General features: G+C 55.7%; 24 protein-coding genes. 11 read left to right on the forward strand and 13 right to left on the reverse strand.

Going from position 1 to position 25,504, the window contains the following annotated elements; genetic code table 11:
* Position 1 precedes the first annotated feature (1 nt).
* Both CHB79_RS14580 and CHB79_RS14585 read left to right on the forward strand, forming a co-directional pair.
* Positions 2–1,282, forward strand: a complete 1,281-nt coding sequence (locus CHB79_RS14580) for an aspartate aminotransferase family protein (protein WP_089360456.1) — start codon at positions 2–4, stop codon at positions 1,280–1,282.
* Positions 1,283–1,289: 7 nt separating this feature from the next.
* Positions 1,290–2,321: a phosphotransferase enzyme family protein gene (locus CHB79_RS14585; protein ID WP_089360457.1), complete on the forward strand. Its 1,032-nt coding sequence runs from the start codon at positions 1,290–1,292 to the stop codon at positions 2,319–2,321.
* A 134-nt stretch (positions 2,322–2,455) separates the two neighbouring features.
* Here CHB79_RS14585 and CHB79_RS14590 read toward each other — a convergent pair whose 3' ends face one another.
* From CHB79_RS14590 to CHB79_RS14615, 7 genes are all read right to left on the reverse strand, one after another.
* Entirely contained in the window at positions 2,456–3,367 is a 912-nt protein-coding gene (locus CHB79_RS14590) for a restriction endonuclease (protein ID WP_089360458.1), read from the reverse strand.
* A gap of 9 nt (positions 3,368–3,376) precedes the next feature.
* Complete coding sequence (locus CHB79_RS14595) at positions 3,377–6,583, reverse strand: type I restriction endonuclease subunit R (protein WP_089360459.1); 3,207 nt, start codon at positions 6,581–6,583, stop codon at positions 3,377–3,379.
* A gap of 38 nt (positions 6,584–6,621) precedes the next feature.
* Positions 6,622–7,623 carry a virulence RhuM family protein/type II toxin-antitoxin system death-on-curing family toxin gene (locus CHB79_RS14600; RefSeq protein ID WP_245851495.1) on the reverse strand — a complete coding sequence of 334 codons (1,002 nt, stop codon included), beginning with the start codon at positions 7,621–7,623 and terminating at the stop codon, positions 6,622–6,624.
* Positions 7,620–7,793 carry a hypothetical protein gene (locus CHB79_RS22070; protein WP_176443198.1) on the reverse strand — a complete coding sequence of 58 codons (174 nt, stop codon included), beginning with the start codon at positions 7,791–7,793 and terminating at the stop codon, positions 7,620–7,622. The genes CHB79_RS14600 and CHB79_RS22070 overlap by 4 nt, the downstream gene beginning before the upstream one ends.
* A 200-nt stretch (positions 7,794–7,993) precedes the next feature.
* On the reverse strand, positions 7,994–9,361 hold the full coding sequence (locus CHB79_RS22240) for a restriction endonuclease subunit S (protein WP_245851497.1): 1,368 nt from the start codon (positions 9,359–9,361) through the stop codon (positions 7,994–7,996).
* Positions 9,358–11,355: a type I restriction-modification system subunit M gene (locus CHB79_RS14610; protein WP_089360460.1), complete on the reverse strand. Its 1,998-nt coding sequence runs from the start codon at positions 11,353–11,355 to the stop codon at positions 9,358–9,360. The genes CHB79_RS22240 and CHB79_RS14610 overlap by 4 nt, the downstream gene beginning before the upstream one ends.
* Positions 11,356–11,523: 168 nt before the next feature.
* Complete coding sequence (locus tag CHB79_RS14615; RefSeq protein ID WP_089360461.1) at positions 11,524–12,186, reverse strand: hypothetical protein; 663 nt, start codon at positions 12,184–12,186, stop codon at positions 11,524–11,526.
* A 283-nt stretch (positions 12,187–12,469) separates the two neighbouring features.
* Between CHB79_RS14615 and CHB79_RS14620 the strand changes: the two genes are divergently transcribed.
* On the forward strand, positions 12,470–13,153 hold the full coding sequence (locus CHB79_RS14620; RefSeq protein ID WP_089360462.1) for a CatB-related O-acetyltransferase: 684 nt from the start codon (positions 12,470–12,472) through the stop codon (positions 13,151–13,153).
* Between the two features lie 118 nt (positions 13,154–13,271).
* On the opposite strand, the gene CHB79_RS14625 is transcribed toward CHB79_RS14620, so the two are convergent.
* Entirely contained in the window at positions 13,272–14,090 is an 819-nt protein-coding gene (locus CHB79_RS14625) for an AraC family transcriptional regulator (protein WP_089360463.1), read from the reverse strand.
* A gap of 128 nt (positions 14,091–14,218) precedes the next feature.
* Between CHB79_RS14625 and CHB79_RS14630 the strand changes: the two genes are divergently transcribed.
* Complete coding sequence (locus CHB79_RS14630; protein ID WP_089360602.1) at positions 14,219–14,737, forward strand: carboxymuconolactone decarboxylase family protein; 519 nt, start codon at positions 14,219–14,221, stop codon at positions 14,735–14,737.
* 11 nt (positions 14,738–14,748) lie between these two features.
* A complete protein-coding gene (gene grxC / locus CHB79_RS14635; RefSeq protein WP_010487425.1) occupies positions 14,749–15,003 on the forward strand; it encodes a glutaredoxin 3 in 255 nt (84 codons plus the stop codon).
* Between the two features lie 114 nt (positions 15,004–15,117).
* Here the strand turns inward: grxC and CHB79_RS14640 are convergent, their stop codons facing one another.
* On the reverse strand, positions 15,118–16,107 hold the full coding sequence (locus tag CHB79_RS14640; protein ID WP_010487424.1) for a sulfate/molybdate ABC transporter ATP-binding protein: 990 nt from the start codon (positions 16,105–16,107) through the stop codon (positions 15,118–15,120).
* 399 nt (positions 16,108–16,506) lie between these two features.
* On the opposite strand from CHB79_RS14640, the gene cysP reads away from it, so the two are divergent.
* From cysP to CHB79_RS14660, 4 genes are all read left to right on the forward strand, one after another.
* Positions 16,507–17,520 carry a thiosulfate ABC transporter substrate-binding protein CysP gene (cysP, locus tag CHB79_RS14645; protein WP_089360603.1) on the forward strand — a complete coding sequence of 338 codons (1,014 nt, stop codon included), beginning with the start codon at positions 16,507–16,509 and terminating at the stop codon, positions 17,518–17,520.
* A 71-nt stretch (positions 17,521–17,591) separates the two neighbouring features.
* A complete protein-coding gene (cysT, locus tag CHB79_RS14650; RefSeq protein WP_010487419.1) occupies positions 17,592–18,443 on the forward strand; it encodes a sulfate ABC transporter permease subunit CysT in 852 nt (283 codons plus the stop codon).
* On the forward strand, positions 18,440–19,270 hold the full coding sequence (gene cysW / locus CHB79_RS14655; protein ID WP_089360464.1) for a sulfate ABC transporter permease subunit CysW: 831 nt from the start codon (positions 18,440–18,442) through the stop codon (positions 19,268–19,270). The genes cysT (CHB79_RS14650) and cysW (CHB79_RS14655) overlap by 4 nt, the downstream gene beginning before the upstream one ends.
* A 165-nt stretch (positions 19,271–19,435) precedes the next feature.
* The gene (locus CHB79_RS14660; protein ID WP_089360465.1) at positions 19,436–19,837 is read left to right on the forward strand and encodes a hypothetical protein; all 402 of its coding nucleotides are present in this window, start codon (positions 19,436–19,438) and stop codon (positions 19,835–19,837) included.
* 6 nt (positions 19,838–19,843) lie between these two features.
* On the opposite strand, the gene cysW (CHB79_RS14665) is transcribed toward CHB79_RS14660, so the two are convergent.
* The 4 genes from cysW (CHB79_RS14665) to oscA all read right to left on the reverse strand — a co-directional run bounded on the left by cysW (CHB79_RS14665) (position 19,844) and on the right by oscA (position 22,972).
* A complete protein-coding gene (gene cysW, locus CHB79_RS14665) occupies positions 19,844–20,716 on the reverse strand; it encodes a sulfate ABC transporter permease subunit CysW (RefSeq protein WP_089360466.1) in 873 nt (290 codons plus the stop codon).
* Positions 20,717–20,725: 9 nt separating this feature from the next.
* Positions 20,726–21,544, reverse strand: coding sequence for a sulfate ABC transporter permease subunit CysT (gene cysT, locus CHB79_RS14670; protein WP_089360467.1), 819 nt, complete (start codon positions 21,542–21,544; stop codon positions 20,726–20,728).
* An 89-nt stretch (positions 21,545–21,633) separates the two neighbouring features.
* Positions 21,634–22,632, reverse strand: a complete 999-nt coding sequence (locus CHB79_RS14675) for a sulfate ABC transporter substrate-binding protein (RefSeq protein ID WP_089360468.1) — start codon at positions 22,630–22,632, stop codon at positions 21,634–21,636.
* Positions 22,633–22,798: 166 nt separating this feature from the next.
* Positions 22,799–22,972 (reverse strand): sulfur starvation response protein OscA, encoded by a 174-nt coding sequence (gene oscA / locus CHB79_RS14680; protein WP_010487411.1) that lies wholly within the window; start codon positions 22,970–22,972, stop codon positions 22,799–22,801.
* A 244-nt stretch (positions 22,973–23,216) separates the two neighbouring features.
* Here oscA and CHB79_RS14685 point away from each other — a divergent pair, with 244 nt between their 5' ends.
* Positions 23,217–23,798, forward strand: coding sequence for an RBBP9/YdeN family alpha/beta hydrolase (locus CHB79_RS14685; RefSeq protein ID WP_089360469.1), 582 nt, complete (start codon positions 23,217–23,219; stop codon positions 23,796–23,798).
* 172 nt (positions 23,799–23,970) lie between these two features.
* The gene (gene hmgA / locus CHB79_RS14690; RefSeq protein ID WP_176443199.1) at positions 23,971–25,263 is read left to right on the forward strand and encodes a homogentisate 1,2-dioxygenase; all 1,293 of its coding nucleotides are present in this window, start codon (positions 23,971–23,973) and stop codon (positions 25,261–25,263) included.
* Positions 25,264–25,504 lie beyond the last annotated feature (241 nt).

Consider the following 25,504-nt stretch of genomic DNA (forward strand, 5'->3'; position numbering starts at 1 on the left):
CATGCAAACCTCAACCCTGCTGCAACGCCGCTTTCAGGTGATGGGCAACCAGTCTCCGCTGTTTTATGAAACCCCATTGCACCTGGTTCGGGGTGAAGGGGTCTGGCTTTACGATGCCGATGGCCGCCGTTATTTAGACGTCTACAACAACGTGCCGTCAGTCGGACACTGCCACCCCCATGTCGTTGCAGCACTGAGCAAGCAAGCTGCAACCCTGAATATCCACACGCGCTACCTGGATGAAGGCATTGTCGAATATGCCGAGCGCCTGTCCGCGACCTTTGCAGAACCACTGAATACCTTGATGTTCACCTGCACCGGTAGCGAAGCCAATGAACTGGCACTGCGTATTGCCCGCTTCACCACGGGGGGCAGCGGAGTGATCGTCAGTGACTATAACTACCATGGCAACACCGCCTCGCTGGCCGAGGTAACCACCGCATTGCCGTCCCCTGAGCCATTCGCCAGGCATGCCCGAGCCGTCCCCATTCCCAACCTCTACCACGCACCAGAAGGCATGAGCCCCGAGCAAATGGCCGAGCAGTACGCGGCCAGGGTGGCAGACGCAATTGCCTCGCTCAAAGCCGACGGCATACAGCCAGCAGCACTGCTGATTGACACCCTGTTCGCCAACGAAGGCCTGCCACGCTTGCCAGTTGGTTTTGTCGACAAGGCGGTCGCTCTGATTCGTGAGGCTGGCGGGGTATTTATTGCAGACGAAGTACAAGCCGGGTTTGCCCGTACCGGTGAACACCTGTGGGGACACCAGGCACACAATGCAGTGCCGGATATCGTCACCCTGGGCAAGCCAATGGGCAACGGCCACCCACTCGCCGGCCTGGCCTGCTCACGCGAAAGGGTCGAGGCATTCGGGCGCAACGCCATGTACTTCAACACCTTCGGCGGCTCTCCCGTATCAGCGGCTGTGGGCATGGCGGTGCTTGATGTCATCGAAAATGAAAACCTGCTGGCTAATGCCAGGACCGTTGGAGCTCACCTGCAGCAGCGCCTGGCGCAGCTCAAAGACAAACACGAGATTATTGGCGACGTGCGTGGCAAAGGGCTTTTCTATGCACTGGAACTGGTACGCGAGCGCACCCGTAAAGAGCCTGCCGGCATCGAGGCCAGACGCATCGTTAACAGCATGCGTGATCGTGGCGTATTGATCAGCAAGATCGGGGCTGGAGACAACATCCTCAAACTGCGTCCACCCTTGGTGTTCACACAAGCCAACGCCGACCTGTTTGTCGACACCCTCGATGACGTATTGAACGGACTGTGAGGCGCCCATGAGCCATTTCTACGCCCTTGATAATGACCAGCAAGTATCCTGCCTACACGAACTGGCCAATACGGCCCTTCATCAATGGGAGGGCAGCTTCAGCGAACTCACCTTGGTGAAATATCGCGAAAACGCCGTCTTCTCCGCCCGCCGGGATGACGGTCAACGTGTCGCCTTGCGGGTACACCGGCACAACTACCACACAGAGGCCGCATTGCGTTCGGAACTGCAGTGGATGGAAGCCCTGGCAGCAGGTGGGCTGCAAGTACCTGAAGTGATCCCCACCCGAGACCGGCAACAACTGGTCAGCGTGTACAGCGAATCCATCGGCGAACCACGTCATATCGACATGCTGGCCTGGCTTGCCGGCAAGACGCTCGGCACCAGTGAACACGGGGTCAACGCCGATGACTCCACCCCGGATGTCTTCCATGCGGCAGGCGCACTGGCGGCCCGGATCCATACCCATGGGGAACGCTGGGAACAACCCGATGAATTCGTCCGCCACGCTTGGGATGAGGAAGGCCTGATCGGTCACCAACCTTTCTGGGGCCGATTCTGGGAGCTGGATGCACTAACGACCGACCAACGCCAGTTGCTTCTGGCGGCTCGTCGCAGGGCTCGCATAGACCTGCGACGCTACGGCAGAAACCTGTCCAATTTCGGCATGATCCATGCTGATCTGGTCCCTGAAAACCTGCTGCTCGATAAAGCCAAGTTGCGATTGATTGACTTTGACGACGCAGGCTTTGGCTGGCATATGTTCGAGTTGGCGACCGCCCTGTTTTTTTGCCTGGATGACCCACGCTATGACCAGATGCAGGCGTCCCTGCTGGCGGGATATCAATCAGTCCGCGCACTCACCAAGCAGGACCTCGCCATGCTGACGCCGTTTCTCACGCTACGCGGCATGACCTACCTGGGTTGGGTGCATACCCGCGCAGGTTCGCCAACGGCGCTGGAACTGACGGACTTTCTGATTGAACGGACCTGCAAACTGGCAGGGCGCTACCTGGACAGCGCCCTGCCCGAAACATGATTGCAACTCGCACCACAGTAAGCGCAGCGCCCGGCCCACAAGCCGGGCGTTGCTGTCATAAACGACGCTACACACCACACTCCGGGCAATGCGAGCGTTGTTTAAGATGGTACTGTGCATACCATGTCCGCCTATTACTCCTCAGCAAAATAATCGCTGTCGATCTGCTTCACTTGGTAGACCTGCTTAACACTCACGCCAAGATTGTTTTCAACCATCAACCGCGCCAGCTCCACGCCATCGATCAAGACTACTTTAATATCCAACCCCAGAGCCGCATCACGAGCGCCTTGGGAAAAATCCGAGGTCGTGATAAACACGCCCTTGCGTGCGCGTTGGCGGGTTAGCGCGCCAATAAATTTGTCGATTTCCGGGCGATGTACAGTGTTAGTCCAGCGCTTGGCCTGCAGGTAAATCACATCAAGGCCGAGCTTGTCTTCCTTGATGATCCCGTCAATCCCATCATCGTTGGTTGCCTGCGTTGCTTTACCAGCTTCCTTGCGCGAGCCGCCGTAGCCCATAGCCAACATCAGATCAACCACCAGTTGCTCGAAGAAGCTCGGCGTCGCTGCCCGCACCTGAGCCAACAGCTCATCAGCCAGCGACTGCACAAGAGCCTGATGAGCCTCGGCCAATTGCTCGTCTGGTGTGGTCTCAGCGCTATCAAGTTCAACCATCGCCGGCACATCGACTGTTTGGGGCCTAGCCGTATGAAAGTCTGCGAACTCCGGGAATTGCTTCAACCAACTCACAGTAATGCGCTCGGGGCCATTGGCCAAAGCCTCTTGCCCACGCGCAGTGATCTGCACCATGCCCTTGCTTGGAATAGTCAACAGCCCTGCTTTATTCAGGTAAGTACGCGCCCAACCGACGCGGTTACTCATCACCGTCTGATGCCCGGAAGGCAGACGCTCCTTGCGCTCCTCGTCCGTCAGCTGGAACTGATCAGCCACACGCTCGCGCAGCTCGTTTAGCGGCAAAGGCGCGCCACTCTGCACAGTTGCAAGCACGGGACGCATCACAGTTTGAAAATCCGGAATTGCCATCGTCACTCCCTAACCTTGTAGGCCGCCGCGCAAGCCATTCTCATCGAGCCCCGCAGCCGTCTTCAGCATCTTCAAAATCACCAGCGCAAACGCCCGGCTCTTGGTCTCGTTATCCAGCACTTCCAGCGACAGCTTCTCGTGGTCGGTCATGGCGTCCAACACGGTATCCAGCACGCGCTTGGGGAACAGGCCGTGCATTACTTGCTCCACCGAGTGGTTGTTCACCTGAGCCATCACATCTTCCTGACGGCTGATGCGCTGGGCGATACCGGTGAGGAACTGCAGTTGGTCGTCATCGCTCACCTCGGCACCGAAGATATCGTTCAGCGCGTCGATGATTTCCGAGAGGCGCTTCTTCTCTGGGTCATGCGGCTTACCGCTGCCCACATCGCTACCCGGCTTTAGCTTGTATTCGCCTTCCCCCTCACTCAGCCGCAGCTGGTGTTCGGCTCGCTTGCTCAGGCGGTAGTGGCTCAATTGCAGCTCGCCCACGTCCACGTCGTCTTGTTGTAGGCGATCGACTCGCAGCAGCGGGTACAGGTGCTTGGCGTAGACACAGAGCTGCTCCAACTCCGGGTCTTCATACGGCACAATTTGCGAGAGAAACTCGTACAAGCGCACAAAGCTCTGCAAATTTTTGCGGAACAGATCGAGCTGATCAACCTGCTCGCCTGCCTCCTTCAGTGCGTGCTCGGCCTTTTTCAGGCCGGCGCTGTCGCCATTGGCCTCGGCGGTGCGCTTGAAGTCCAGCGCTTGTTCGCGAGCCTCCTGGCTAAAGGCATGACGCTTGGCAAAGCGCTCTTTGGCAGGCTGACAGTAATAGCTGAGTTTGCTGGCGGCTGCCTTGGGGTCGAAGAAAGCCAAGGCGAACGCCTCAACCTCAGCCCAGTAATAAATGCCCTCGGCGTCCAGGGTTTTCTGCAAGTCATAGATGATCTGCGGATCGGTCACATCAGTCAGTTCGGCCTTGGTGTAATACGGCAAGAAGGCGTCGAGAATGTCCTGCGGCTCGTTAAAGAAGTCGAGGATGAAGGTTTCCTTGGCAGGGAAGGTACGGTTCAGCCGTGATAGGGTTTGTACACAATCCACGCCTTGTAGTTTCTTATCCACGTACATGGCGCAAAGCTTCGGCTGATCAAACCCCGTCTGGTACTTATTAGCTGCAATCATCACGTTGAAGTCTTGAGTATCGAACGCAGCGGCCAAGTCGCGACCATTCAAGCCCGCATTAAGCAGGCTGCTGCTTTCTGTAACTTCCTCGGGGATCACTTCATCCGGCAACACGCTGCCGGAGAACGCCACTAAAGGATGCACGTCGCCGTAGCCCATCTGCTGCACATAGGCTTTCACTGCCAATTGGTAACGCACGGCCTCTTGACGGCTGCTGGTCACGACCATGGCTTTGGCTTGACCATTCAACAGGCCACGGATATTGGCGCGGAAGTGCTCGACGATCACCTCAACTTTCTGGCTGATGTTGTAAGGGTGCAGGCGCACCCAGCGGGCCAGCTTGATGCGCGCCTTCTTGCTGTCCACCTCATCGTCTTCACCGTCCGGATGGGCGATCTTCCAGGCGGTGCTGTATGTGGTGTAGTTGCGCAGCACGTCGAGGATAAAACCCTCCTCGATAGCCTGGCGCATGGAATACAGGTGAAACGCCTCCGGCTTGTTGCTGGCACTTCGCGGTAACGTCGGGTCAGGCTCGCGACCGAACAGCTCCAGCGTCTTGGCCTTGGGCGTTGCAGTAAAGGCGTAATAGCTGATGCGTTCATTCGGTTGGCGCGCCTGCACGGTGGCGTCCAGCAACTCTTCGGCGCTAATTTCCTCGCCTTCCAACACATCACTGCCGAGAATCTGTTTCAGCTTGCTGGCGGATGAGCCGGTTTGCGAAGAGTGCGCCTCGTCGGCGATCACCGCATAGCGCCCGCTGGCCAGCTTGGGGTATTTATCCAGTGCATCGAACAGCGCCGGAAAGGTCTGGATGGTGACGATGATAATGCGCGTCTGCTCGGCCAACGCCTCGGCAAGCTGCTCGGATTTGCTCTGATTGCCGACATCACGGGTGATCGGCTTAACCACGCCTTGGGCATGTTCGAACTGGTAAATGGTTTTCTGCAGTTGGCTGTCGAGCACCGTGCGATCGGTGACGACGATCACCGAGTTAAACAGCCGCTGACCGGTATCGTCGTACAGCGAAGAAAGCTGATGGGCCGACCAAGCGATAGAATTGGACTTGCCCGAACCAGCGCTGTGCTGGATCAAATAACGCTTGCCTGGCCCTTCACTGCGAGTAGTGTCGATCAGTTTATTAACCACTTCCCACTGGTGATAGCGCGGGAAGATCATAGTTTCTTTGGTCACCTGCGTGCCGTCGAAAGTCTCGCTGGTTTTCTTCTCAAGGTGCAAAAAGCGTCCTAATACCTTGAGCCACGCATCGGGCTTAAACAGTCGCTGCCACAGATAACTGGTGGCGTATTGGCTGTCGTCCTCGGGCAACGGATTACCCGCGCCGCCCTCTTCACTACCCAGGTTAAATGGCAAAAAGAAAGTGTCTTTACCCGCCAGCTTGGTGGTCATCGCCACTTCGTTCTGGCCCACTGCAAAGTGCACCAGCGCGCCGCGTTTGAAGGTAAGCAGTGGCTCGGGCTTGCGTGTGAGCGGGTCTTTTACCGGGCGGTCGTAACGGTACTGGCGCTTGGCGTTTTCCACCGACTGCTTGAACTCGCTTTTAAGCTCCAGCGTGGCGGTGGGGATGCCGTTGACGAACAGCACCAGATCCAGCCGTGGGTTGTAGCTCTGCCCACTGCTACCAGCCTCACGCGCATGGGGCGAGTAAGACACCTCCGGCACCACACGCAGACGGTTGCACTGGTAGCGCCTCAAGGTATCCGGGTTCATGCCGTGGTCGGGCTGAAAGCTGCACAGTTCCAGCCGCTGCCCCAAGTGCTTAAAACCGTGGCGCAGCACATCCAGGGTGCCGCTCTGCTCCAGCTCGCGCACCAGCTTTTGCACCAGCACGCCGTCCGGATTAGTCGGGTTGGCTTTGGCGAACTTGTCCCAACGCTCAGGCCATGCTTCTTTGAAGTAACCGAGAAAATCTTCGGTATACAACGCTGTGTGCCGGTCGTAGGCGCTGGCAGTGCCGACTAACCAGCCTTGAGCCGACAGGGCATCAATGATGTCTCGCTGGAACTGTATTTCTCGGCTATCCGCCATAACGCTCGGCTCCTTGTTCGGCAGCTTGTTAGTTGTTTTTACAGCGGCTTTAGCAGCACAAAATGTTCAATCAAACGCACCATCAATTCCTTCTGCTCAGGCAAGCTCTCGGCCACCAACAAGGCCAGAGCCACCAGCGTGTTGTCGTTGATCAGTTGGCCCACTGGCCGCGCCAGTAGGTGCTGGTTTAGTTGCAAATACCAGAGAAAAAGAAACGAACCACTGCGCTTGTTGCCATCAGCCAGTGGGTGATTCTTGATCACAAAATACAATAGGTGCGCGGCCCGGCTGGCGACGTTGGGATAAAACAATTCATTGGCAAACCCTTGCTCGATGGTAGCAATGGCCGAAGCCAAACCCTCTCCACGCAATTGGCCGAACAGCTCGGTCGCTTCGCCCTTGGCCATCAGCGTGGCCTTCAGCTGCGCGATTGCTGCCAGCACATCCTCCAGCGCCAGAGCGCGCATGTTGGTCTGGGCCGAACTCTGTTGCTCCAAGCTTTGCTCATCATAGCCCTGCAGCAAGCTCCAGCTGCGAGCATAGTCACTGATCACCTGCACCACGGCTTGGCCCTGGGTATTGACCAGTTGTTGGTTTGCCAGTGTGCGCGACAACAGGCTCACTGCCTGCTCGAATTCAATACCGCGCTCCGCCAGACGGCGCTGATTGAGGGTGTAGCCTTCGACCAGATGCGCCTGCAACACCCGTGTCGCCCACTGGCGAAACTGGGTGGCCCGCCTGGAGCTCACGCGATAACCCACTGAAATAATGGCATCGAGATTGAAGTACTCGACTTGATAAGTTTTGCCGTCGGCGGCAGTTGTTGCATTTTTTGCAACAACTGCATCACGTTGCAACTCGTTGGTATCAAAGATGTTTTTCAGGTGGCGCGAAATAACCGACTTGTCTCGACCAAACAACTCAGTCAATTGCTGAAGGCTAAGCCAAACGGTTTCGTGCTCTAGCGCAACATGCAACTGTGCCTGGCCATCGGCTGAGGTAAAAAGCTGAATCTGCTGCTGGCTCATGGGCTGCTTCATACCAACGCCCCCCAGCGCTCCAGCCAAGGTTCTTTGAAAAAGCCGAGAAAATCTTCGGTATACAACGCGGTACGGCAGTCGTAGCGGTTGGCGGTGCCAATTAGCCAGCCTTGGGCCGATAGCGCATCGATGATGTCTTGTTGGAACTGCGCTTCCTTACTGTCCGCCATGCTCACCCCTAATCGTCATTCCCTGAGTTGAAAATCGAGCCGCTGTCCTTACACAAGGTTTTCCCTATGTAAAAATAACCGCATCATATTTACATATGGTTTTCTATACATAAATTTTTGTGCTGCTGGCTTCCACAAAGCGTAAAGCCGTAAGGCGTCGATTATGCCTTATTGGAATTGCGCGCCCTTGCTGTCCGCCATTACACGGCCTCTTGTGCTAATTCGGGAGTTGGCGCGCTGGTCGGTGGTTGCCAGCCACGTACATCGATTTTGCCGGTAACGGCGGCGGAGATTAGGGCGGAGCGGCGTTCTTTAAGCAGCTCAATCCCCTTGATGCCCTCAAGCGCTAGTTGATCAAACTCTGAAAGAGCTCCTTCTAAAAACTTGGAAATTGCCAGCTGTTCATAACGGCCAGGGCATGGAATATATTGGCTTGTAACCTTGCTACCTGTGATCAACGGTTGCGCTGACTTGTCCGAAATTTCGTTCAAATTCCTAGCATCCAAGACATGGACAAGATAATTGATATCAAATGATCTGCGGTCAAAGTCGAGGATCAGTGCGTTATCACTCACCCAGGCCGGCTCATGAACTTTGTGCACATTTCCACATAGGGCTCCCACTCGTCCAATGACAATTAGCGGGGGCGATACATTCGCCTGGGAAGTAAACCCCATGACACCATTGCCGCCAATAACGGGGTGCGGTTTATCCTCTTGGGCTTGGCTCTCAATTAAATCCGGAGATATACCATCGCCGCTTTTAATTCTCGCTCTCCACTTTATCGCTAGTACTACCCAATGCGCCGGCACCTCACCTAGCCACTCCACGCCGGAGTCTTTCATCGGCACCGTCGGGTCGAGGCCTTTGGTGACGGCGTGGGAAATCACGGCCTGGCGCTTTTCCTTGAGCAGTTCGATCAAGCGCTGCTGCTCTTCGATCAGCGCGTCGATGCGGGCGGTTTCGTGGTCGAGGAAATGAGCGATTTGGGTTTGTTCTGAAATACTTGGGAATGGCAGATAGATTTCAGAAGCATCACTCCACCTAAAGTCTGTCGAGCGCTCTCTGATGCCCTTAGCAAGTGAAGATACAAACCCCGCCAATGCCATGTGCCTTAACAAGCGCGCGTAGTAATACGCAGAAACTCCCTCATTGGGTGTGCAAGCCGAGTACACCGGCGAGGATTTGCCATCAGAGTCCGAAACACCAATTGCTCCGGCAAAAGCATCCATGGCATGAATGACTAAGTCACCTTTGCGAATACCTTGATAGCCGATCTCTTTTTCTGCATTAGTGAATCCATCCGTTCGTCTATTGGAACGGAGTGTCACTGCGCCATCTCTGAAGCAAGTGACAATTCCGTCACCATCTACAACTGGACGTTTTTGCAGGCTGAATAGAAATTTGAGTCTGCGACTCTCCCAGTGCTCCGGAACCTCGCCCAACCACTCAACTCCAGACTCCTTGTACGCAGGATACTTCGAAAACCTACTCGGGCTATCCCTGCCCTCGCCCTGCGGGCCAACGGCTGCTCGATTGTTCAAATTTGCTCCCGACAAATTTGTCATGCCGACAGCCCCTCAATCATCTGCTTGATGCGGTCGGTGCAGGCTTTTAGGTCGCAATCGATCTCGACCAGCGGGCGCGGTGGCTGGAACACATAGAAGTGGCGGTTAAAGGGAATCTCGAAACCGACAATGCCGACCTCGCCATCCTGCGCATCGGTCTTGCTTTCGTCGATCCAGGCATCCGGCACATGTGGGATGACTTCGCGTTGGAAGTAGTCGTACACCGACTCGCCCAGCGGCACGTTCTCGTTATCGCGCAGGCCGGTGTCGGCTTCCGGCTGGCCTTTGACCATGCAGATATCCGCCTCGGGGTCGCGCTCGCTCAGGGCGCTGAGGATGGCCTTCAGCTCGGGCGTGCTGGGCGATACATCGTGAGCGCTGAGCGTCTTCTTCAGCAGCTTGCTGAACTGCTCACGGTTGCGATGCAGCACACTGGCATCCATGGCCTGCAGCGCTTCGATCAGACGCTGGCGGGTCGGGGCTTCCATCTTCTCGATGGCTTTTTCTGCCAGCACTTTCTCGATGCGCTCGGCGCTTGTCTGGAAGTTCAGCCGCAGCGGACGCTCGACGGTGATGCGCCGGTAGCCGAAGGCTTCGACGGGGAAGATCTTGCTCTGCGCGGTTTCCTCGAAGCGCCCATACAGGCGCACCAGTTCGTCGATCTGCTCCTCGGTGATGTACTGGCGCTTGCTGCCGAGGGATTTGCGCATCTTGGCAAAGTGCTGGCTGCCGTCGATCAACTGCACCTTGCCCTGGCGCACCGAGGCCTTGTGGTTGCTCAACACCCACACATAGGTGGCGATGCCGGTGTTGTAGAACATATCGGTAGGCAACGCGACTATTGCCTCGACCAGATCGTTTTGCAGCAGGTAACGGCGAATCTCCGACTCACCCGAACCGGCACCGCCGGTAAACAGCGGCGAGCCGTTGAGGATGATGCCGATGCGCGAGCCGCCTTTGCTTTTACCGTCCTGGCGCGGGTCACGCATTTTGCTGACCAGGTGCAGTAGGAACAGCAAGGAGCCGTCGGACACACGCGGCAGGCCGGGGCCGAAGCGGCCGTCGAAGCCTTTGTGGCTGTGCTCGTCGGTGATCTGCTTCTGCACCTTCTTCCATTCCACGCCAAACGGCGGGTTGCTGAGCATAAAGTCGAAGTGATGTTCGGGACCGGCCAGTTGGTCGTTGGACAGGGTGTTGCCGAGTTTAATGTTCTCGACCTTCTGCCCTTTAATCAGCATGTCCGCCTTGCAGATGGCATAGGACTCGGGGTTTAGCTCCTGGCCATGCAGCGACACGCTGACCTTCTCGCTGATGGATTGGATGTACTCATCACCCTCAGACAGAAAGCCGCCGGTGCCGGCAGTTGGGTCGTAGATGGTGACGATGTTGTTGGGCGCGAGCTTGTGGTCTTGATCGGTGATCACTAGCGAAGTGGTCAGGTGCACAATATCGCGTGGGGTGAAGTGTTCCCCGGCGGTCTCATTAGAGCTTTCCGCGAACTTGCGGATCAGCTCTTCAAAGATGATGCCCATGCCGAAATTGCTGATGCGCTCGGGGCTGAGGTCGGCGGCTGCGAAACGCTGAGTTACCTGGTACAGCAGGTTGGCGCTGGCCAGTTGCTGGACGAAGTCCTCGAAATGGAAGTGCTCGAATATCTCGCGGGCGTCCTTGCTAAAGGACTGCACGTAGCTCAGCAGGTCGTCGACTGTCTGTTTGTCCGAAAGCGTGTCGAGGGTCAGTTTCGAGGCGTTGAAGAAGGGCTGACCGGCGGCGCGCAGTAGAAGCATCTCACGCACATGATCGGGGCGACCTTCCTGCGCATAGGACTCACGGACCACCGCTTCCTTGGTCGGCTCCAGCACGCACTCCATACGCCGCAGCAAGGTGAACGGCAGAATAATGCGGCCGTACTGCGATTGCTTGAAGTCACCGCGCAGCAGATCGGCAATGGACCAAAGAAACGCGGCCGTCTGGGAATGGTTTTCCGTGTTCACGCAGTAACTCCAAGATAAGACTACAAAAGCCCGAGTCTAACCTGCTGCGTGATCCGGTTCAGCACAAATATGGCCAATACGCTTCGATGCTATTGCTCGACAACAGAACAGGCGATGACAAGACTTGCACCTTTATTCAACCCACTGCCCAGCAGCAATGGCATAGGCTCAATCGGCTGAGCCTGCCTCAAGCTGCGCCAGCATATATTCAATTTGCGCATTGAACGGGTAGATCAGGGGCTTTCCGTTGCGGTGGGCGATTTGCAGGTATTTCCAGCGCATTGGTACTTGTTGGTAGGCCTTGGGGTTCTTGTTTGATAACGCGTCAATCTGTGCGCTGATGCGCTTGGCAAGCTGGTCAATGGTTTGCTGATCGCCGGTTTCTGCAAGCGGCGTGTCCTGGCGAATGCTGAGTACGGCGAAGCTGCGCAGGTTATCCGCAAGGCTTGGTGCCTGGCTGCTTGTATCGGCGGGCAGGAATGAGTCCAGCAACTTGAAGACGTTGAACGCCTGAGCCAGCGAGGTGCTCAAGTCCTGATTGTTTTGCCAATACGCGGCTCGAACGTCATCGGCATAACCTTGATAGGTCGAGAGAATACCCTCCAGTGTGGCGGCGCCCTTCTCTGTCTTGATCTGCTCGCCGAGCTGATTCTGGGCTTCGTTCATCTGCGTCCAGAATCGCTCATCGCCACCGTTGCTGTAGAGCAACAGGTAACGCTCCACATCGAGTGCGGTTGAGCGGATGTCTGCGCTGGTGTCTGCCTTTGCGTAAGACAGCGGCAAAATCAGGGCGAGACTCAGTGCTCTAGCGGCAATGCGAAGATCGCGCATGCGGGCCTCATCGGTATGGAAAACCGCGCATATTGCAGGATCACACCCCAGGCCGGGAGCCGCCTTTTCTTACAGGGCCGTAGGACCAATCTGAAACCATCAACTCGAAGGCATTTGCATTATCCAGGCAAAGACTGGAACAGGGACGCAGTGAATAAAGGTATCGACCGCCCACCACTTATAACGATGCAAGATTTACCGCACCAGGGAAGTGCCTGATAATCCAAAGCCACTAGGGGCACTGTTGGCTTCGAGTGTCCAGATAGGCGATGGGGAGAGGAAAATGGAGTGGGTGTCGTTGGTGCTGTCGGCAAGTGCGCTGATAGTGGTGTTGCTGTATATCGGCGTTGCGAGCCCAAACGCCAAGCGAAAACGGCTCAAGCGCGTGCTTGAGCGTGTGCCCGAGTTCGAGCGGGGCCAGGCGCATTTCAAGCGCCGCTATCCACGCTACGAGTACGGCACCGGCAGCTACGGCATGCCTGAGGTCAAGGATTTCCGCGAAGGCACGACCCTCCGAATTGGTGCTTACTGCTCGATCGCCAACGGGGTTTTGATCGTGCTTGGAGGTGATCATCGCACCAACTGGATTTCCACCTACCCGTTCCCGGCCAAGTTGAAAGAGGCCAGTCACATCAAGGGTTACGGCGGATCACGAGGCGACGTGATCATCGGTAACGATGTCTGGCTGTGCACCAACAGCACGATCCTGTCGGGCGTCACGGTCGGGCACGGCGCTGTGGTGGCGGCTGAATCACTGGTCAACCGGGATGTTGCGCCCTACTCGATCGTGGCGGGTAATCCTGCGCGGGTAATCGGCTGGCGCTTTGATGAGCCGACCCGCGAGGCACTGCTTGCGACCGGCTGGTGGGACTGGCCCAAAGAGGAAGTCGCCAGCGTGGTCGAGCGCCTATGCTCCGAGGATGTCGATGGCTTCCTGGATTACGCCCGCAATCGCGGCGTGGCATAACCAACCCCGGCCAATCCAATGGATGGCCCCCGGGGAAGCACCGCCAACTGACAAGGCGCCCAAGGGCGCCTTTGTCGTGATCGATCAGTGCGGACTTAGCCAGCCAGACTCATGTTGGTCAGGCTGTGCGCTGTATCCATTCACTGGGGCTGACGCCGACCTTGCGACGGAAGGTGCGTGCAAGAGCCGATGGGCTTTCATAGCCAACCTCATCGGCAATTAGCGCGATGGGCCGCCCTTCGCGTAAGCGTTTTTGCGCCAGGCTGACTCGCCAGTTGGCCAGGTAATCCGCCGGGGTAACGCCCACCGTCTGGCGAAAGTGCGCGGCAAAGCTGGCCCGCGACATGGATGCAATACCCGCCAGGTCAGCCACGGTCCAATTGCGCTGGGGCTCGTTATGGATACTCGTGAGCGCCCGCGACAGGCGCGGATTAGCCAACCCGGCCATCATCCCGGAGGCAATGCTGCGGCTGGCAATAAGATGACGGAGCAGTTGGATCATCATCAGCTCAAACAGCCGATTGAGCACCACGTCGCGACCACATTCATCGCCGAATGCCTCTTCAAACAGCCACTCAAGGATGCCGTGCAAGTCCGGCAGTTCTCGAAGTGGTTTGATGATGTAAGGCGGCAACGCCATGGTCAGCGGATTATTGGCCCCGCCATCGAAGCTCAAGGTCGCGCACACCAACTCGGCCTCATCGGCCTCTGTTGCCACTAACTGATGCTGCAGTGGGCGAATCAACAACACCAGGCTCGGCTCAGTCAATTCGATAGCTTGATTATGCTCATCCCTGAAACTCAGGCGGCCAGAGCGCAGCAGATGCACATGGCCATAGTCACCCTCGGCGACATCCGCCACACCGCAAAAACCACCTTGATGATAGGTGGCCGCATGCAGGTTGAAGTGTTTTAGCAGGGTTGATAAGCGGTCCATTGAACAACACCTATTTAGACGATCTGTTGCATAACATCGACGATCTGAACCCAAAAGAAAAGTCCCGAGACCTAATATTCACTCAACGCTTGTTCAACAAGCAGGACTCAACTTATTGGAGAATCACCATGCCTCGCATCGCTGCTTTAACACCTGACCAAGCCCCTGCTGGTTCACATGCCGCTCTTGAAGCCGTGCAAAAAACCTTTGGCTTTATACCCAACTCGATCAAGACACTGGCCCATGCCCCTGCGGCATTGAATGCTTACCTGGCCCTGAACCAGGCCTTGGGCAAAAGCTCATTGAGCACTGCCGAACGGGAAGTCGTAGCCCTCGCGACTTCTGAAGTTAACGAGTGCAATTATTGCGTCACCGCCCACAGCTTCTTCGGTAAAAAAGCCGGTTTGAGCGAAAGTGATGTCGGCAGGGCACGATCGGGTGAGTTGAATGCGCTAGCTGCACTGGTGCGACAAATTGCGCAAAGTCGCGGCCAACTGACCGACGCTCAAATAGCGGCGGCCCATGAGGCAGGCCTGACCGACAGAAAGATCGTCGAAGTAGTTGCACACGTGACACTGCTCACCCTAAGCAATTACCTGAACAACATTGCCGACCCTGACGTGGACTTCCCACCATCGGCACGCTAAGGAGCCAGAACATGAGCCAGGTAACCATTTATACGACCCAGCATTGCCCTTACTGCGTACGCGCCAAAAGCTTGTTGGCACGCAAGGGTGCCAGCACCACGGAAATCGACGTTGCGGCCTCGCCCCAGAGACTCGCGGAGATGCTGCATAAATCCAAGCGCCGAAGCGTACCGCAGATATTTATTGGCGACCTGCATGTCGGCGGCTTTGATGATCTGGCAAGTCTTGACCGCAAGGGCGAACTGGATGCATTGCTGCAGGCGTGACATCCGTGCAGATGCTCCGGACAACCTGCGCTATCGAGCAAAAGAGCCCGATGGCGCAGGCTTCACTGGGCCTGTACGCACAGGCCTCGCCATCAGTGACAAGGCCCGTGCAGCTCAGGGATTGGACAGCGCCTGGCCGCCCTTGGGCTTGAAGTAGAGTGTTTCACCGCGCACCAGATCATCAAGGCTCATGTGGTCCTTGGCGACTTCGGCTTCAATCAGGTCGGCCTGACCTTCTACCTTCAGGGTCACGCGGGTAATTGCCCCCAATGGCCGGATATCGCGTACTTCACCGGCCTGGTGCCCTTCTTCGGCATGGCGCGACAAGTGAACCTCATGCGGGCGGAACAATACGTGGTGATCCTGGCCGATATAAAGGCGGTTGGCATCACCCAGGAAGTGATAGACAAAGTCACTGGCCGGGTTTTCATAAACCTCTGCTGGTGAACCAATCTGCTCGATCACACCTTTATTCATCACCACGATCCGGTCGGCCACTTCCATGGCTTCTTCCTGGTCATGGGTAACAAACACTGATGTCAGGTGTACATCTTCATGCAGGCGCGCCAACCAGCGGCGCAGCTCCTTGCGAACCTTGGCATCCAGCGCCCCGAACGGCTCGTCAAGCAGCAAGACCCTGGGCTCAACAGCGAGTGCGCGAGCCAGCGCAATACGTTGACGCTGGCCACCGGAAAGCTGTTCCGGATAACGGTCGGCAAGCCAGTCGAGTTGCACCAGGCCAAGCAGTTCGTGCACCTTTTGCGCAATGACAGTCTCACTGGGACGCTCGCGCTTGGGCTTCATGCGTAAACCAAAGGCGACGTTATCGAATACCGTCATATGGCGAAACAATGCGTAGTGCTGGAACACAAAGCCGACATTGCGATCACGCACATCGTGCTCGGAAACATCTTCGCCGTGGAACTGAATGCTGCCGGTATCAGGAGTTTCGAGGCCGGCAATAATGCGCAGCAAGGTGGTCTTGCCGCACCCGGATGGCCCGAGCAGAGCGACCAGTTCGCCGCTCTGGATATTGAGATTGATCTGGTTCAGCGCCTTGAACGCATTGAAGTTCTTGCTGACGTTAGTGATTTCAATCGACATGCGTTGCGTCCTCAGCCTTCTGGCGCGGGCGGTTAATTCTGGTGACCCCACAGCCAAGGTTGTAGGAAAACGGCTGATAAAGGCGATGCGTGGGTGCGCGGATGATAGCGCCGCCCGCTATATTCTTAAAAATACTCTTTAGTCACATTTATATTCGTATGCGGAATATAAAAAAGGCCCTGCCGCCCTGAAATGTGCGCATACACTAGCCACTGGGTGATTCGCTGTAAATCCACGAGGAGCGGAGATCAAGGTAGCAAATTCAATTTCGATCTATATATAGCGCTAAAAATTACTTTTTAAGAATAAAAAACTTAGGCAGTATCAGCCCCAATAATTTGGCCTAGATTCGAATAATCGAACTATATGCCTGCCGCAAACATGGGGAATGTTTTGATCATGCTAAAGAAACTGCTTGTCGCCAGTATTATCTCCACGGGTCTGTTCAGTAGCCTGCCTGCTTTGGCTGAAGACAAGCCGATCCTCAATGCTTCGTACGATATCGCTCGTGAAGTCTTTGCCGCGATCAACCCCAAGTTTGTTGCCAAGTGGAAGGCTGAAACCGGCAAGGACCTGAAGATCGACCAATCGTTCGCCGGCACTTCGCGCCAGGCGCAAGACATTATCCAAGGTAAAAAGGTTGATATCGTCACCTTCAACCAAGTCACCGATATCGACATTCTCGCCAAGCGTGGCCTGGTGCGCAAAGACTGGGCCAAGCAGTTCCCCAACAACAGCTCGCCGTATTACAGCACCACAGCCTTCCTGGTGCGCAAAGGCAATCCGAAAAACATCAAGAACTGGGATGACCTGGCCCGTGATGATGTGAAGCTGGTTTTTCCTAACCCGAAAACCTCGGGCAATGCCCGCTACAGCTATCTGGGCGCCTGGCTGTTTGCCAATGAGAAGTTTGACGGCGATGAAACCAAGATCAAGAGCTTCGTCGCAAAGATCCTGCATAACGTGCAGAACTTCCCCACCGGCGGCCGTGCGGCGACTGTAGCCTTTGCCCAGAATGGCCAGGGTGACGTGCTGCTGACCTTTGAATCTGAAGTGATCAACATCGCCAAGAGTGATGAGTTCAAATCCGGCGAGTATGAAATCGTGGTCCCGCCAGTGAGCGTTCTGGCTGAGTTTCCGGTCGCGCTGGTTGATAAGGTCGTCGACTCCAAAGGCACCCGCGAAGTTTCCAAAGCCTTTCTTGAGTTCCAGTACACCAAAGAAATCCAGCAACTGCTGACCACCTTCAACTACCGCGTGCATAACCCGGAAGTGGTCGCTGCAACGGCCAGCCAGTTCCCGCAAGTGCGACTGATCAATCCGAATGAAGTGCTGGGCACTTGGGATGAGATCACCGCGAAGCACTTTGCTTCCAACGGCGTACTGGATCAGTTGCTGGCTGAAGGCCGCTGATAGTTCTTTGCTTTGAGTCATACAATAGGCCACAGCCTTGAGCTGTGGCCTGTTCGTTCAGGAATTTGAGTGTGCAAACCACCTCTGCTCGTTTTTTTCTGCAAAAACCATTGCTGCCAGGTTTTGGCCTGAGCTTTGGCTTCAGCACCTTTTATATTTCCCTGGTCATCCTGTTCCCGCTGTCGGCGTTGCTGGTGTATGTCGGCGACATGGGCTGGGCTCAGTATTGGCACGCGATCAGCGACCCACGTGTGGTGCAGAGTTACAAGGTGACCTTGAGCGGGGCCTTTTACGCCACCATTGCCACGGTGCTGATCGGCATGTTGCTGGCGTGGATCATCACCCGTTATGAATTCCCGGGCCGGCGCCTGATCGATGCATTTATCGACCTGCCTTTTGCCTTGCCGACCTCAGTCGCCGGCTTGACCCTGGCAACGCTACTGGCTCCCAGTGGCTGGCTGGGCGCATGGCTTGAGCCCATGGGCATCAAGCTGGCCTATGCCTACCCCGGCATCATGATCGCCATGGTATTTACCAGCCTGCCCTTTGTTGTGCGCACCGTACAGCCGGTAATGCAAGACATGGGGCACGAATACGAAGAAGCCGCCAGGACCTTGGGCGCCAATCGCGTACAAACCTTCTTCCACGTCATACTCCCGACTTTACTGCCTGCCTTGTTGACCGGCGCTTCGCAGTCGTTTATCCGCAGCCTCGGTGAGTTTGGTGCGGTGATCATGCTGGCGGGCAATATCCCGTTCAAGACCGAGGTGTCCTCGCTGATGATTTTTATCCGCTTGCAGGAGTTCAACTACCCGGCTGCCGCGGCAATTGCCTCGGTGATCCTGCTGGCATCTCTGACACTGCTGTTTAGCTTGCAAGTACTACAGGGCCATCTTTTCAAATGGCAACGGCAAGGCAAATGAAAAAACCTCAACACTGGCATCAATGGCTGCTGATCGCGCTTGGCTTGAGCCTTGTCATCCTGATCCTGCTGGTGCCGTTGCTGCTGATCTTCAGCAAGGCACTCTCGGGTGGACTGACGCTGTTATGGGGCAACCTGAACGAAGACTACATGCTGCATGCCATCGGCTTGACGCTAATGGTTGCCGCCATGACCGTGCCGATCAACCTGGTGTTCGGTGTACTGCTGGCCTGGTGCATTACCCACTATGACTTCCGTGGCCGCAAGGTGCTGACCACCTTTGTCGATATTCCTTATGCGGTATCCCCCGTTGTGGCAGGCCTGTGCTACCTGGTGGTCTACGGCATCGAAAGCACGCTGGGCCAGTGGTTCTACGATAACGATATCCAGATCATGTTCGCCTGGCCCGGCATTGTCATGGTCACCGTATTCGTCACCGCACCCTATGTGGCCCGTATCCTGATTCCCGTCATGCAGACCCAGGGGCAGGATGAAGAAACCGCGGCGCTTTGCCTGGGTGCGAATGGTTGGCAGATATTCCGCAACATCACCCTGCCCAAAATCAAATGGGCATTGCTCTACGGCGTAGTGGTAACCAACGCCCGTGCAGTCGGGGAGTTTGGGGCGGTGTCGGTGGTATCAGGCACCATTATCAACCACACGCTGACCTTGCCCTTGCTGGTCGATCAGCTCAACAACGACTACAAGACCGCTGCTGCATTCACCGCAGCCGCCCTGCTTGCACTGATGGCGCTGCTCACATTGTTGCTCAAAACCTTTATGGAATGGCGCCAACGTACATTGATGCAAAAGGCAGAAGCCCAGTAGGCCACACTGTTACCAAAGCGGCTGGGCCAGCTCCTCGCACGGCTGCTGACAAAATGCTGGGATATTCGATCAGGCCTGTGCTAAAAACGGCACTACCGCATCATGCGTACAGCCGCCTACTCCAACATTGGGCGCGGCAGTTTGAACAGTTCTACCCCGGAGCCCATGAGCGAAACCTTTGCAACTCGCCAACCCTGTCCGCCCGGCGCCTGCGACTGCGGGCGCGAGCAACTGGAGACGACTCCAGGGGCGGACGTGCGCATCCTTCGATTGACCCGCCATGAAGAAAGACGCCTGATCGAGCGGCTTGAAAACATCCAGAGCCTTGAAGACCTCGAACGCCTGCAAGCGCGTATCTACGAACAGCTGGGTGTACGCGTGAAGGTTGCCCCCGGCTTTAACGAGGTACGCAGCATGCGCGGCATTGCCATAGAGATCGCAGAGCTGACCGGGCTGTGCCGCAAGACTCGCCAATCGATTCCGGCAGCCATTCGCCGAGGCCTGGAAAAACGTCCAGAGATTGCCTTCCGCCTGCTTGATAGCCACGACTTGCTGCGCGACACCTAAAGCCCGTCAATTCTCGTTGGCGACATGCTTGAGGTGATTTAGGCGCTGCTCACTCAGCTGCTTTAACAACAAAATGATCAGCGCCAGCAGCAATAACAAGCTGGCGACACTGAATGCCGCAACGTGGTTGTATTCGTTGTAGAGAATCTCGACATGCAGCGGCAATGTGTTGGTGTAGCCACGGATATGCCCGGAAACCACCGAGACAGCACCAAACTCACCCATCGCCCGTGCAGTACAGAGCACCACACCGTAGATCAACCCCCACTTGATGTTGGGCAAGGTGACATGCCAGAACATTTGCAAGCCATTGGCGCCGAGCAAGCGTGCGGCTTCCTCTTCCTGGGTGCCCTGCTGCTGCATCAGTGGAATCAGCTCGCGAGCCACAAATGGCACTGTGACGAACACTGTTGCCAGAATGATCCCCGGCAAGGCAAAAACAATTTGAATATTGCGCGCCTGCAACCACTCGCCGAAAAAACCCTGGGCACCGAACAACAAGACATAAATCAAACCTGCAATGACCGGCGATACCGAAAACGGCAAATCGATCAGCGTGACCAGCAGGCTTTTACCGCGAAACTCATACTTGCTTACAGCCCATGCGGCGCAGACGCCAAACACCAAGTTAAGCGGCACAGAAATGCCCACCGCAAGCAAAGTCAACTGCAGCGCAGACAAGGCATCAGGCTCGAATATGGCGCTGATAAACACCGCCCAGCCTTGCTTTAATGCGGCGCTGACAACCACGCCCAGTGGCAGCAACAGAAATAATCCAAACACCATCCAGGCCGCCATTATCAACAGCGGTTTGCCTGAATTATTGCGGCGCCTTAGCCGGTGATTTGAAGACGGCAAGGCACTCGATTGTGATGACATGATCCACCCTCAAGTTTTGATAATTCTGCGCTGCAACAGATTGATCAGCAGCAGCAAAGTAAATGAAACCACCAGCATCAGTACGCCAATCGCGGTAGCGCCGTGATAGTCGTATTGATCGAGCTTGACCATGATCAGCAGTGGCAGGATTTCAGTTTTCATCGGCATGTTGCCGGCAATGAAAATAACCGATCCGTACTCGCCCACGCCTCGCGCAAAAGCCAATGAGAAACCGGTCAACCAGGCTGGCAACATCGCAGGCAAAATCAGATGACGCACAATCTGCAATGGCTTGGCCCCCAGACAGGCGGCGGCCTCTTCGATCTCGCGCGGGATATCAGCCAACACCGGTTGCAGGGTGCGCACCACAAACGGCAAGGTGACAAACGCAAGTGCCAAGGTGATCCCCAGCGGGGTGTAGGCAATTTTCAAACCGATGTCGCTGGCCAACTTGCCGATCAAGCCATTGGGCGCATACAAGGCAGTCAACGCGATACCGGCAACAGCGGTGGGCAGTGCAAATGGTAGGTCGATCATGGCTTCGATGACCTTGCGCCCGGCAAACTCGTAGCGCACCAATACCCAGGCCAGCAGGGCACCGATAAACGCATTGATCATGGCGGCGGCAAAGGCCGTGCTAAAGCTCAACTTAAGTGCGGCACGTACACGCGGTGCAGAGATGATCGCCCAGAAATCAGCCCACGAAAGCTGCGCCGCATGGACGAACATCGCCGCCAATGGGATCAGCACCAGCAAGCTCAGGTACAGCAGGGTAAAGCCCAGCGTCATGCCGAAGCCGGGTATGACGGGAGAAGTTCGACGCAGCATGATCAATCCTTAACAAACAACCACGCAGGTGCAGTGCAACTTTAAGTAAGCTGTGCTGCACAACTGCAATTGTGGGCCTGGCCCGCTGACTACTGGACTTGATAGATCTGGTCGAACACACCACCATCGTTAAAGAACTTCGGCTGCGCGACTTTCCAACCACCAAAGTCCTTATCGACAGTGACCAATTTCAAGGCCGGAAACTGCTTGCTGAACTCGGCGGCAATTTGTGGATTGCGTGGGCGATAAAAATGTTTGGCGGCAAGGCGCTGCCCTTCATCGCTGTAGAGATATTCAAGATAAGCCTGCGCCACTTCACGCGTGCCTTTGCGCTCGACGTTCTTATCGACCACGGCAACAGGAGGCTCGGCAAGAATAGACAGTGAAGGTGCGATAATCTCAAACTGATCGCCGCCCTCTTCCTTCAGTGCCAGAAAGGCTTCATTTTCCCAAGCCAGCAATACATCGCCAATTTGGTTGTTCACGAAGGTGATGGTTGAGCCACGTGCGCCGGTATCCAGTACCGGCACGTTGCTATAAAGCTTCTTTACAAAATCCTGTGCCTGTTGGTCACTGCCAAGCTTTTGCTTGGCGTAGGCCCAGGCTGCGAGAAAGTTCCAGCGTGCTCCGCCCGATGTTTTCGGATTCGGCGTGATAACCGACACGCCCGGCTTGATTAGATCATCCCAATCCTTGATGGCCTTGGGGTTACCTTTGCGCACCAGGAAGACAATGGTCGACGTGTAGGGTGTGCTTGATTGCGGCAAGCGTTCTTGCCAATTTTCAGGGATCAACTTGCCGATGCGGTGTAGTTCGTCGATATCGCCGGCAAGCGCCAGGGTGACAACGTCAGCCGGTAAACCATCGATCACCGCCCGGGCCTGTTTGCCAGAGCCTCCATGGGATTGCTGAACCTTGATCGCCGGATGTCCTTCAGCCTGCCAATGTTTATTAAATGCAGCATTGAACTCGCTGTAGAACTCACGGGTTGGATCGTACGAAACATTCAACAAGGTTTGCGCTGCGGCGACGGGACCAGCAATGAAGGCGCTCGCCAGAGCGGCGAATGTAAGACCACGAATAAGCATGATGCAACTCCCTAAACAGACATTTGATTTGGACATGGCCGCACACAGCCTGGGGCTGATTAACGGATGCAATACCGGTACGTGTTGGGTTATCACGCCCTCCGGTGGTCCAGTCGGGCTAGGGTGAAAGCGGGAAATCCTTCGGAAACTGACGAGCTCCGCCAACCTATTGGTTTGCGGTTACCAACCTGAATTTTTCTTTGCGTTCTATTTGCACCACCTGGCCGTTATGCACGGCAATCTCTACCGAACCAAACTTGAGGCCGTTGAGCGCATTTTTGATTTCGCGCAACACCTGTGCGTCGTCCAGGTTGTTCGATTTTTTTTCTGTCGCAGTCATTGCTAGGCTCCTATCCCACCCCTGATCTTTGCCTGCAGGTGGGTCTGAATCGATATTAGGAGAGCCTTTCTATTCTTAAAAATACTATTTATTAACATATTTATTACTTTTTAGAATAAACAAACTCAAGCATCTTCATCTCGCCAAATCGATCAAAAGGAATAAGAAAATAATTTTTTATTCTTTTATTAACCAACCAATATTACCTACCCTGCTGGCGTCAAACACTTAATGAGCCAAGCCCATGCCTGAGCAATCCATTCGCTACTTAATCATTCCAGGCTGGCATGGCTCACCTGCAGAACATTGGCAAAGCCACTGGCAACGCGTGCTGCCGAACAGCAGCCGGGTCGAGCAAGACAACTGGCAACACCCACAAAAAACCAGTTGGGTTGAGCAATTGCAGCGTGCAATAGCAGATGACACACGGCCAGTCGTGCTTATCGCCCATAGCTTGGGCTGTGTGACTGTGGCTCATTGGGCCGCGCAAGCACCTAAAGAGCTGATCAACCGAGTACTGGGTGCGCTGCTGGTTGCTCCAGCCGATGTAGAACGACTCAACTGCCCTGGCCCACTGCGCAACTTTGCGCCCATACCAAGTGCCAGGCTGCCCTTTCCCAGCCAGCTAATTGGCTCGGATAACGACCCCGCCGCCAGCGCCAATCGGGCGCTGCAATTAGCGCAAGCTTGGGGCAGCGAAGTCTCAATTCTGCGCGGTGTCGGCCATATCAATGTGTCATCGGGCCATAGCCGCTGGGAGCAAGGCTTTAGTCATCTTTACCGTCTACAGCGGCAACTGGAAGACGATAGTCGGAAGATGGCCTGATTCACGCTTTAGCACTTTAGCCAACGCGACTATTCACCCGCTCCACCTTTTCTCAATACACACCGATCTGCACTTGCCAGAGCGGCGGCTGTGCGTCTGATTTCGCCGTGGTTTGACGACCAACACAACTCAAGTTACGCTTAACGTAATTCAATTACACAAAAATAAAATCATGAAATCCCAAGACCTCGTCTACTTATCGGGCTTTGCCAACCACCACAGCAGTGAAGCATTGCCGGGTGCTTTGCCGATCGGGCAAAACTCGCCGCAAAAAGTACCTTATGGTTTGTATACAGAGCTGCTCTCAGGCACTGCATTTACTGTCCCACGGGCAGACTCGCGGCGAACCTGGATGTACCGCATAAAGCCCTCGGCCAATCACCCCGCCTTTGTACGCATGGATAAACAGATTTGCGGTGGCCAGCTGGGCCCGGTCACCCCGAATCGCTTGCGCTGGAACCCCCTGCAAATACCTGAACCTGCGACTGATTTCATTGATGGTTTAGTTACCCTCGCCGCCACCAACGCTGCCGATCAGGCAAGCGGGGTCAGCGTGCATGTCTACCGAGCTAATTGCTCGATGACCCGGGTGATGTTCAACGCCGATGGCGAGCTGTTGATCGTGCCGCAGCAAGGTCGCCTGCGAATCGCCACGGAGCTTGGTCTGCTTGTGGTCGAGCCACTTGAAATTGCAGTAATCCCGCGCGGCATGAAGTTTCGTGTTGAGTTACTCGATGCCAGCGCCCGCGGCTATATCTGCGAGAATCACGGCAGTGCTTTCCATTTGCCGGAGTTGGGACCGATTGGCAGCAATGGTTTGGCCAACCCGCGCGATTTCCTCGCACCGGTCGCCCATTTCGAGGATGTGGAGCAACCGGTACAGCTGGTGCAGAAATTTCTTGGCGAGTTGTGGGCAACACAGCTTGATCATTCGCCGCTGGACGTGGTCGCCTGGCATGGCAATAACCTGCCCTATAAATATGATCTGCGCCGTTTCAATACCATTGGCACCGTCAGCTTTGATCATCCGGACCCGTCAATCTTCACGGTGCTGACCTCACCAAGCAATACGCCAGGCCAGGCTAATGCAGACTTTGTGATCTTCCCGCCGCGCTGGATGGTGGCCGAAAACACCTTCCGTCCGCCCTGGTTCCACCGCAACCTGATGAATGAGTTCATGGGCTTGATCAAGGGTGCATACGACGCCAAGGCCGATGGCTTCTCGCCCGGCGGCGCTTCATTGCACAATTGCATGAGCGCCCATGGCCCCGACAACACCAGTACAACCCAGGCGATTGCTGCGGATTTGCAACCGCATAAGATCGATAACACCATGGCTTTTATGTTCGAGACCTGCAATGTACTTCGCCCAAGCCAACACGCCCTGCAGTGCCCGGAACTCCAGGCTGATTACGATGCGTGCTGGGCCGGCATGAGCAAGACATTCAATCCAGACCAGGTTTAATCCCATCATCACGGCACGGCTCAGGTGCGATTGATCCTGAGCCGATGCACCGCTCGTTCCCACGCCCCGCTTGACCTTTGCATACAGCCCGTTAGTATGCCGCGCTTTTCATCTCGCCCGGATCCTAGATACATCTCGTAGCAACAGCTATCAAAGCTGGCTGAGCAACGCTTGCCCTGCAACGCCCCAAACTGATGCAAAACTGTCCTTTTGGTCAGAAAAATGGCTGTTAATGGCGCCT

This window comes from Pseudomonas segetis, from assembly GCF_900188155.1.
Classification (GTDB): Bacteria; Pseudomonadota; Gammaproteobacteria; order Pseudomonadales; family Pseudomonadaceae; genus Aquipseudomonas; species Aquipseudomonas segetis.

What these genes read in the sequence shown, in the direction of transcription:
- CHB79_RS14580 (WP_089360456.1), top strand. Translation starts at nt 2, where the DNA reads ATGCAAACCTCAACCCTGCTGCAACGCCGCTTTCAGGTGATGGGCAAC.
- CHB79_RS14585 (WP_089360457.1), top strand. Translation starts at nt 1,290, where the DNA reads ATGAGCCATTTCTACGCCCTTGATAATGACCAGCAAGTATCCTGCCTA.
- CHB79_RS14590 (WP_089360458.1), bottom strand. Translation starts at nt 3,367, where the DNA reads ATGGCAATTCCGGATTTTCAAACTGTGATGCGTCCCGTGCTTGCAACT.
- CHB79_RS14595 (WP_089360459.1), bottom strand. Translation starts at nt 6,583, where the DNA reads ATGGCGGATAGCCGAGAAATACAGTTCCAGCGAGACATCATTGATGCC.
- CHB79_RS14600 (WP_245851495.1), bottom strand. Translation starts at nt 7,623, where the DNA reads ATGAAGCAGCCCATGAGCCAGCAGCAGATTCAGCTTTTTACCTCAGCC.
- CHB79_RS22070 (WP_176443198.1), bottom strand. Translation starts at nt 7,793, where the DNA reads ATGGCGGACAGTAAGGAAGCGCAGTTCCAACAAGACATCATCGATGCG.
- CHB79_RS22240 (WP_245851497.1), bottom strand. Translation starts at nt 9,361, where the DNA reads ATGACAAATTTGTCGGGAGCAAATTTGAACAATCGAGCAGCCGTTGGC.
- CHB79_RS14615 (WP_089360461.1), bottom strand. Translation starts at nt 12,186, where the DNA reads ATGCGCGATCTTCGCATTGCCGCTAGAGCACTGAGTCTCGCCCTGATT.
- CHB79_RS14620 (WP_089360462.1), top strand. Translation starts at nt 12,470, where the DNA reads ATGGAGTGGGTGTCGTTGGTGCTGTCGGCAAGTGCGCTGATAGTGGTG.
- CHB79_RS14625 (WP_089360463.1), bottom strand. Translation starts at nt 14,090, where the DNA reads ATGGACCGCTTATCAACCCTGCTAAAACACTTCAACCTGCATGCGGCC.
- CHB79_RS14630 (WP_089360602.1), top strand. Translation starts at nt 14,219, where the DNA reads ATGCCTCGCATCGCTGCTTTAACACCTGACCAAGCCCCTGCTGGTTCA.
- grxC (WP_010487425.1), top strand. Translation starts at nt 14,749, where the DNA reads ATGAGCCAGGTAACCATTTATACGACCCAGCATTGCCCTTACTGCGTA.
- CHB79_RS14640 (WP_010487424.1), bottom strand. Translation starts at nt 16,107, where the DNA reads ATGTCGATTGAAATCACTAACGTCAGCAAGAACTTCAATGCGTTCAAG.
- cysP (WP_089360603.1), top strand. Translation starts at nt 16,507, where the DNA reads ATGCTAAAGAAACTGCTTGTCGCCAGTATTATCTCCACGGGTCTGTTC.
- cysW (WP_089360464.1), top strand. Translation starts at nt 18,440, where the DNA reads ATGAAAAAACCTCAACACTGGCATCAATGGCTGCTGATCGCGCTTGGC.
- CHB79_RS14660 (WP_089360465.1), top strand. Translation starts at nt 19,436, where the DNA reads ATGAGCGAAACCTTTGCAACTCGCCAACCCTGTCCGCCCGGCGCCTGC.
- cysW (WP_089360466.1), bottom strand. Translation starts at nt 20,716, where the DNA reads ATGTCATCACAATCGAGTGCCTTGCCGTCTTCAAATCACCGGCTAAGG.
- cysT (WP_089360467.1), bottom strand. Translation starts at nt 21,544, where the DNA reads ATGCTGCGTCGAACTTCTCCCGTCATACCCGGCTTCGGCATGACGCTG.
- CHB79_RS14675 (WP_089360468.1), bottom strand. Translation starts at nt 22,632, where the DNA reads ATGCTTATTCGTGGTCTTACATTCGCCGCTCTGGCGAGCGCCTTCATT.
- oscA (WP_010487411.1), bottom strand. Translation starts at nt 22,972, where the DNA reads ATGACTGCGACAGAAAAAAAATCGAACAACCTGGACGACGCACAGGTG.
- CHB79_RS14685 (WP_089360469.1), top strand. Translation starts at nt 23,217, where the DNA reads ATGCCTGAGCAATCCATTCGCTACTTAATCATTCCAGGCTGGCATGGC.
- hmgA (WP_176443199.1), top strand. Translation starts at nt 23,971, where the DNA reads ATGAAATCCCAAGACCTCGTCTACTTATCGGGCTTTGCCAACCACCAC.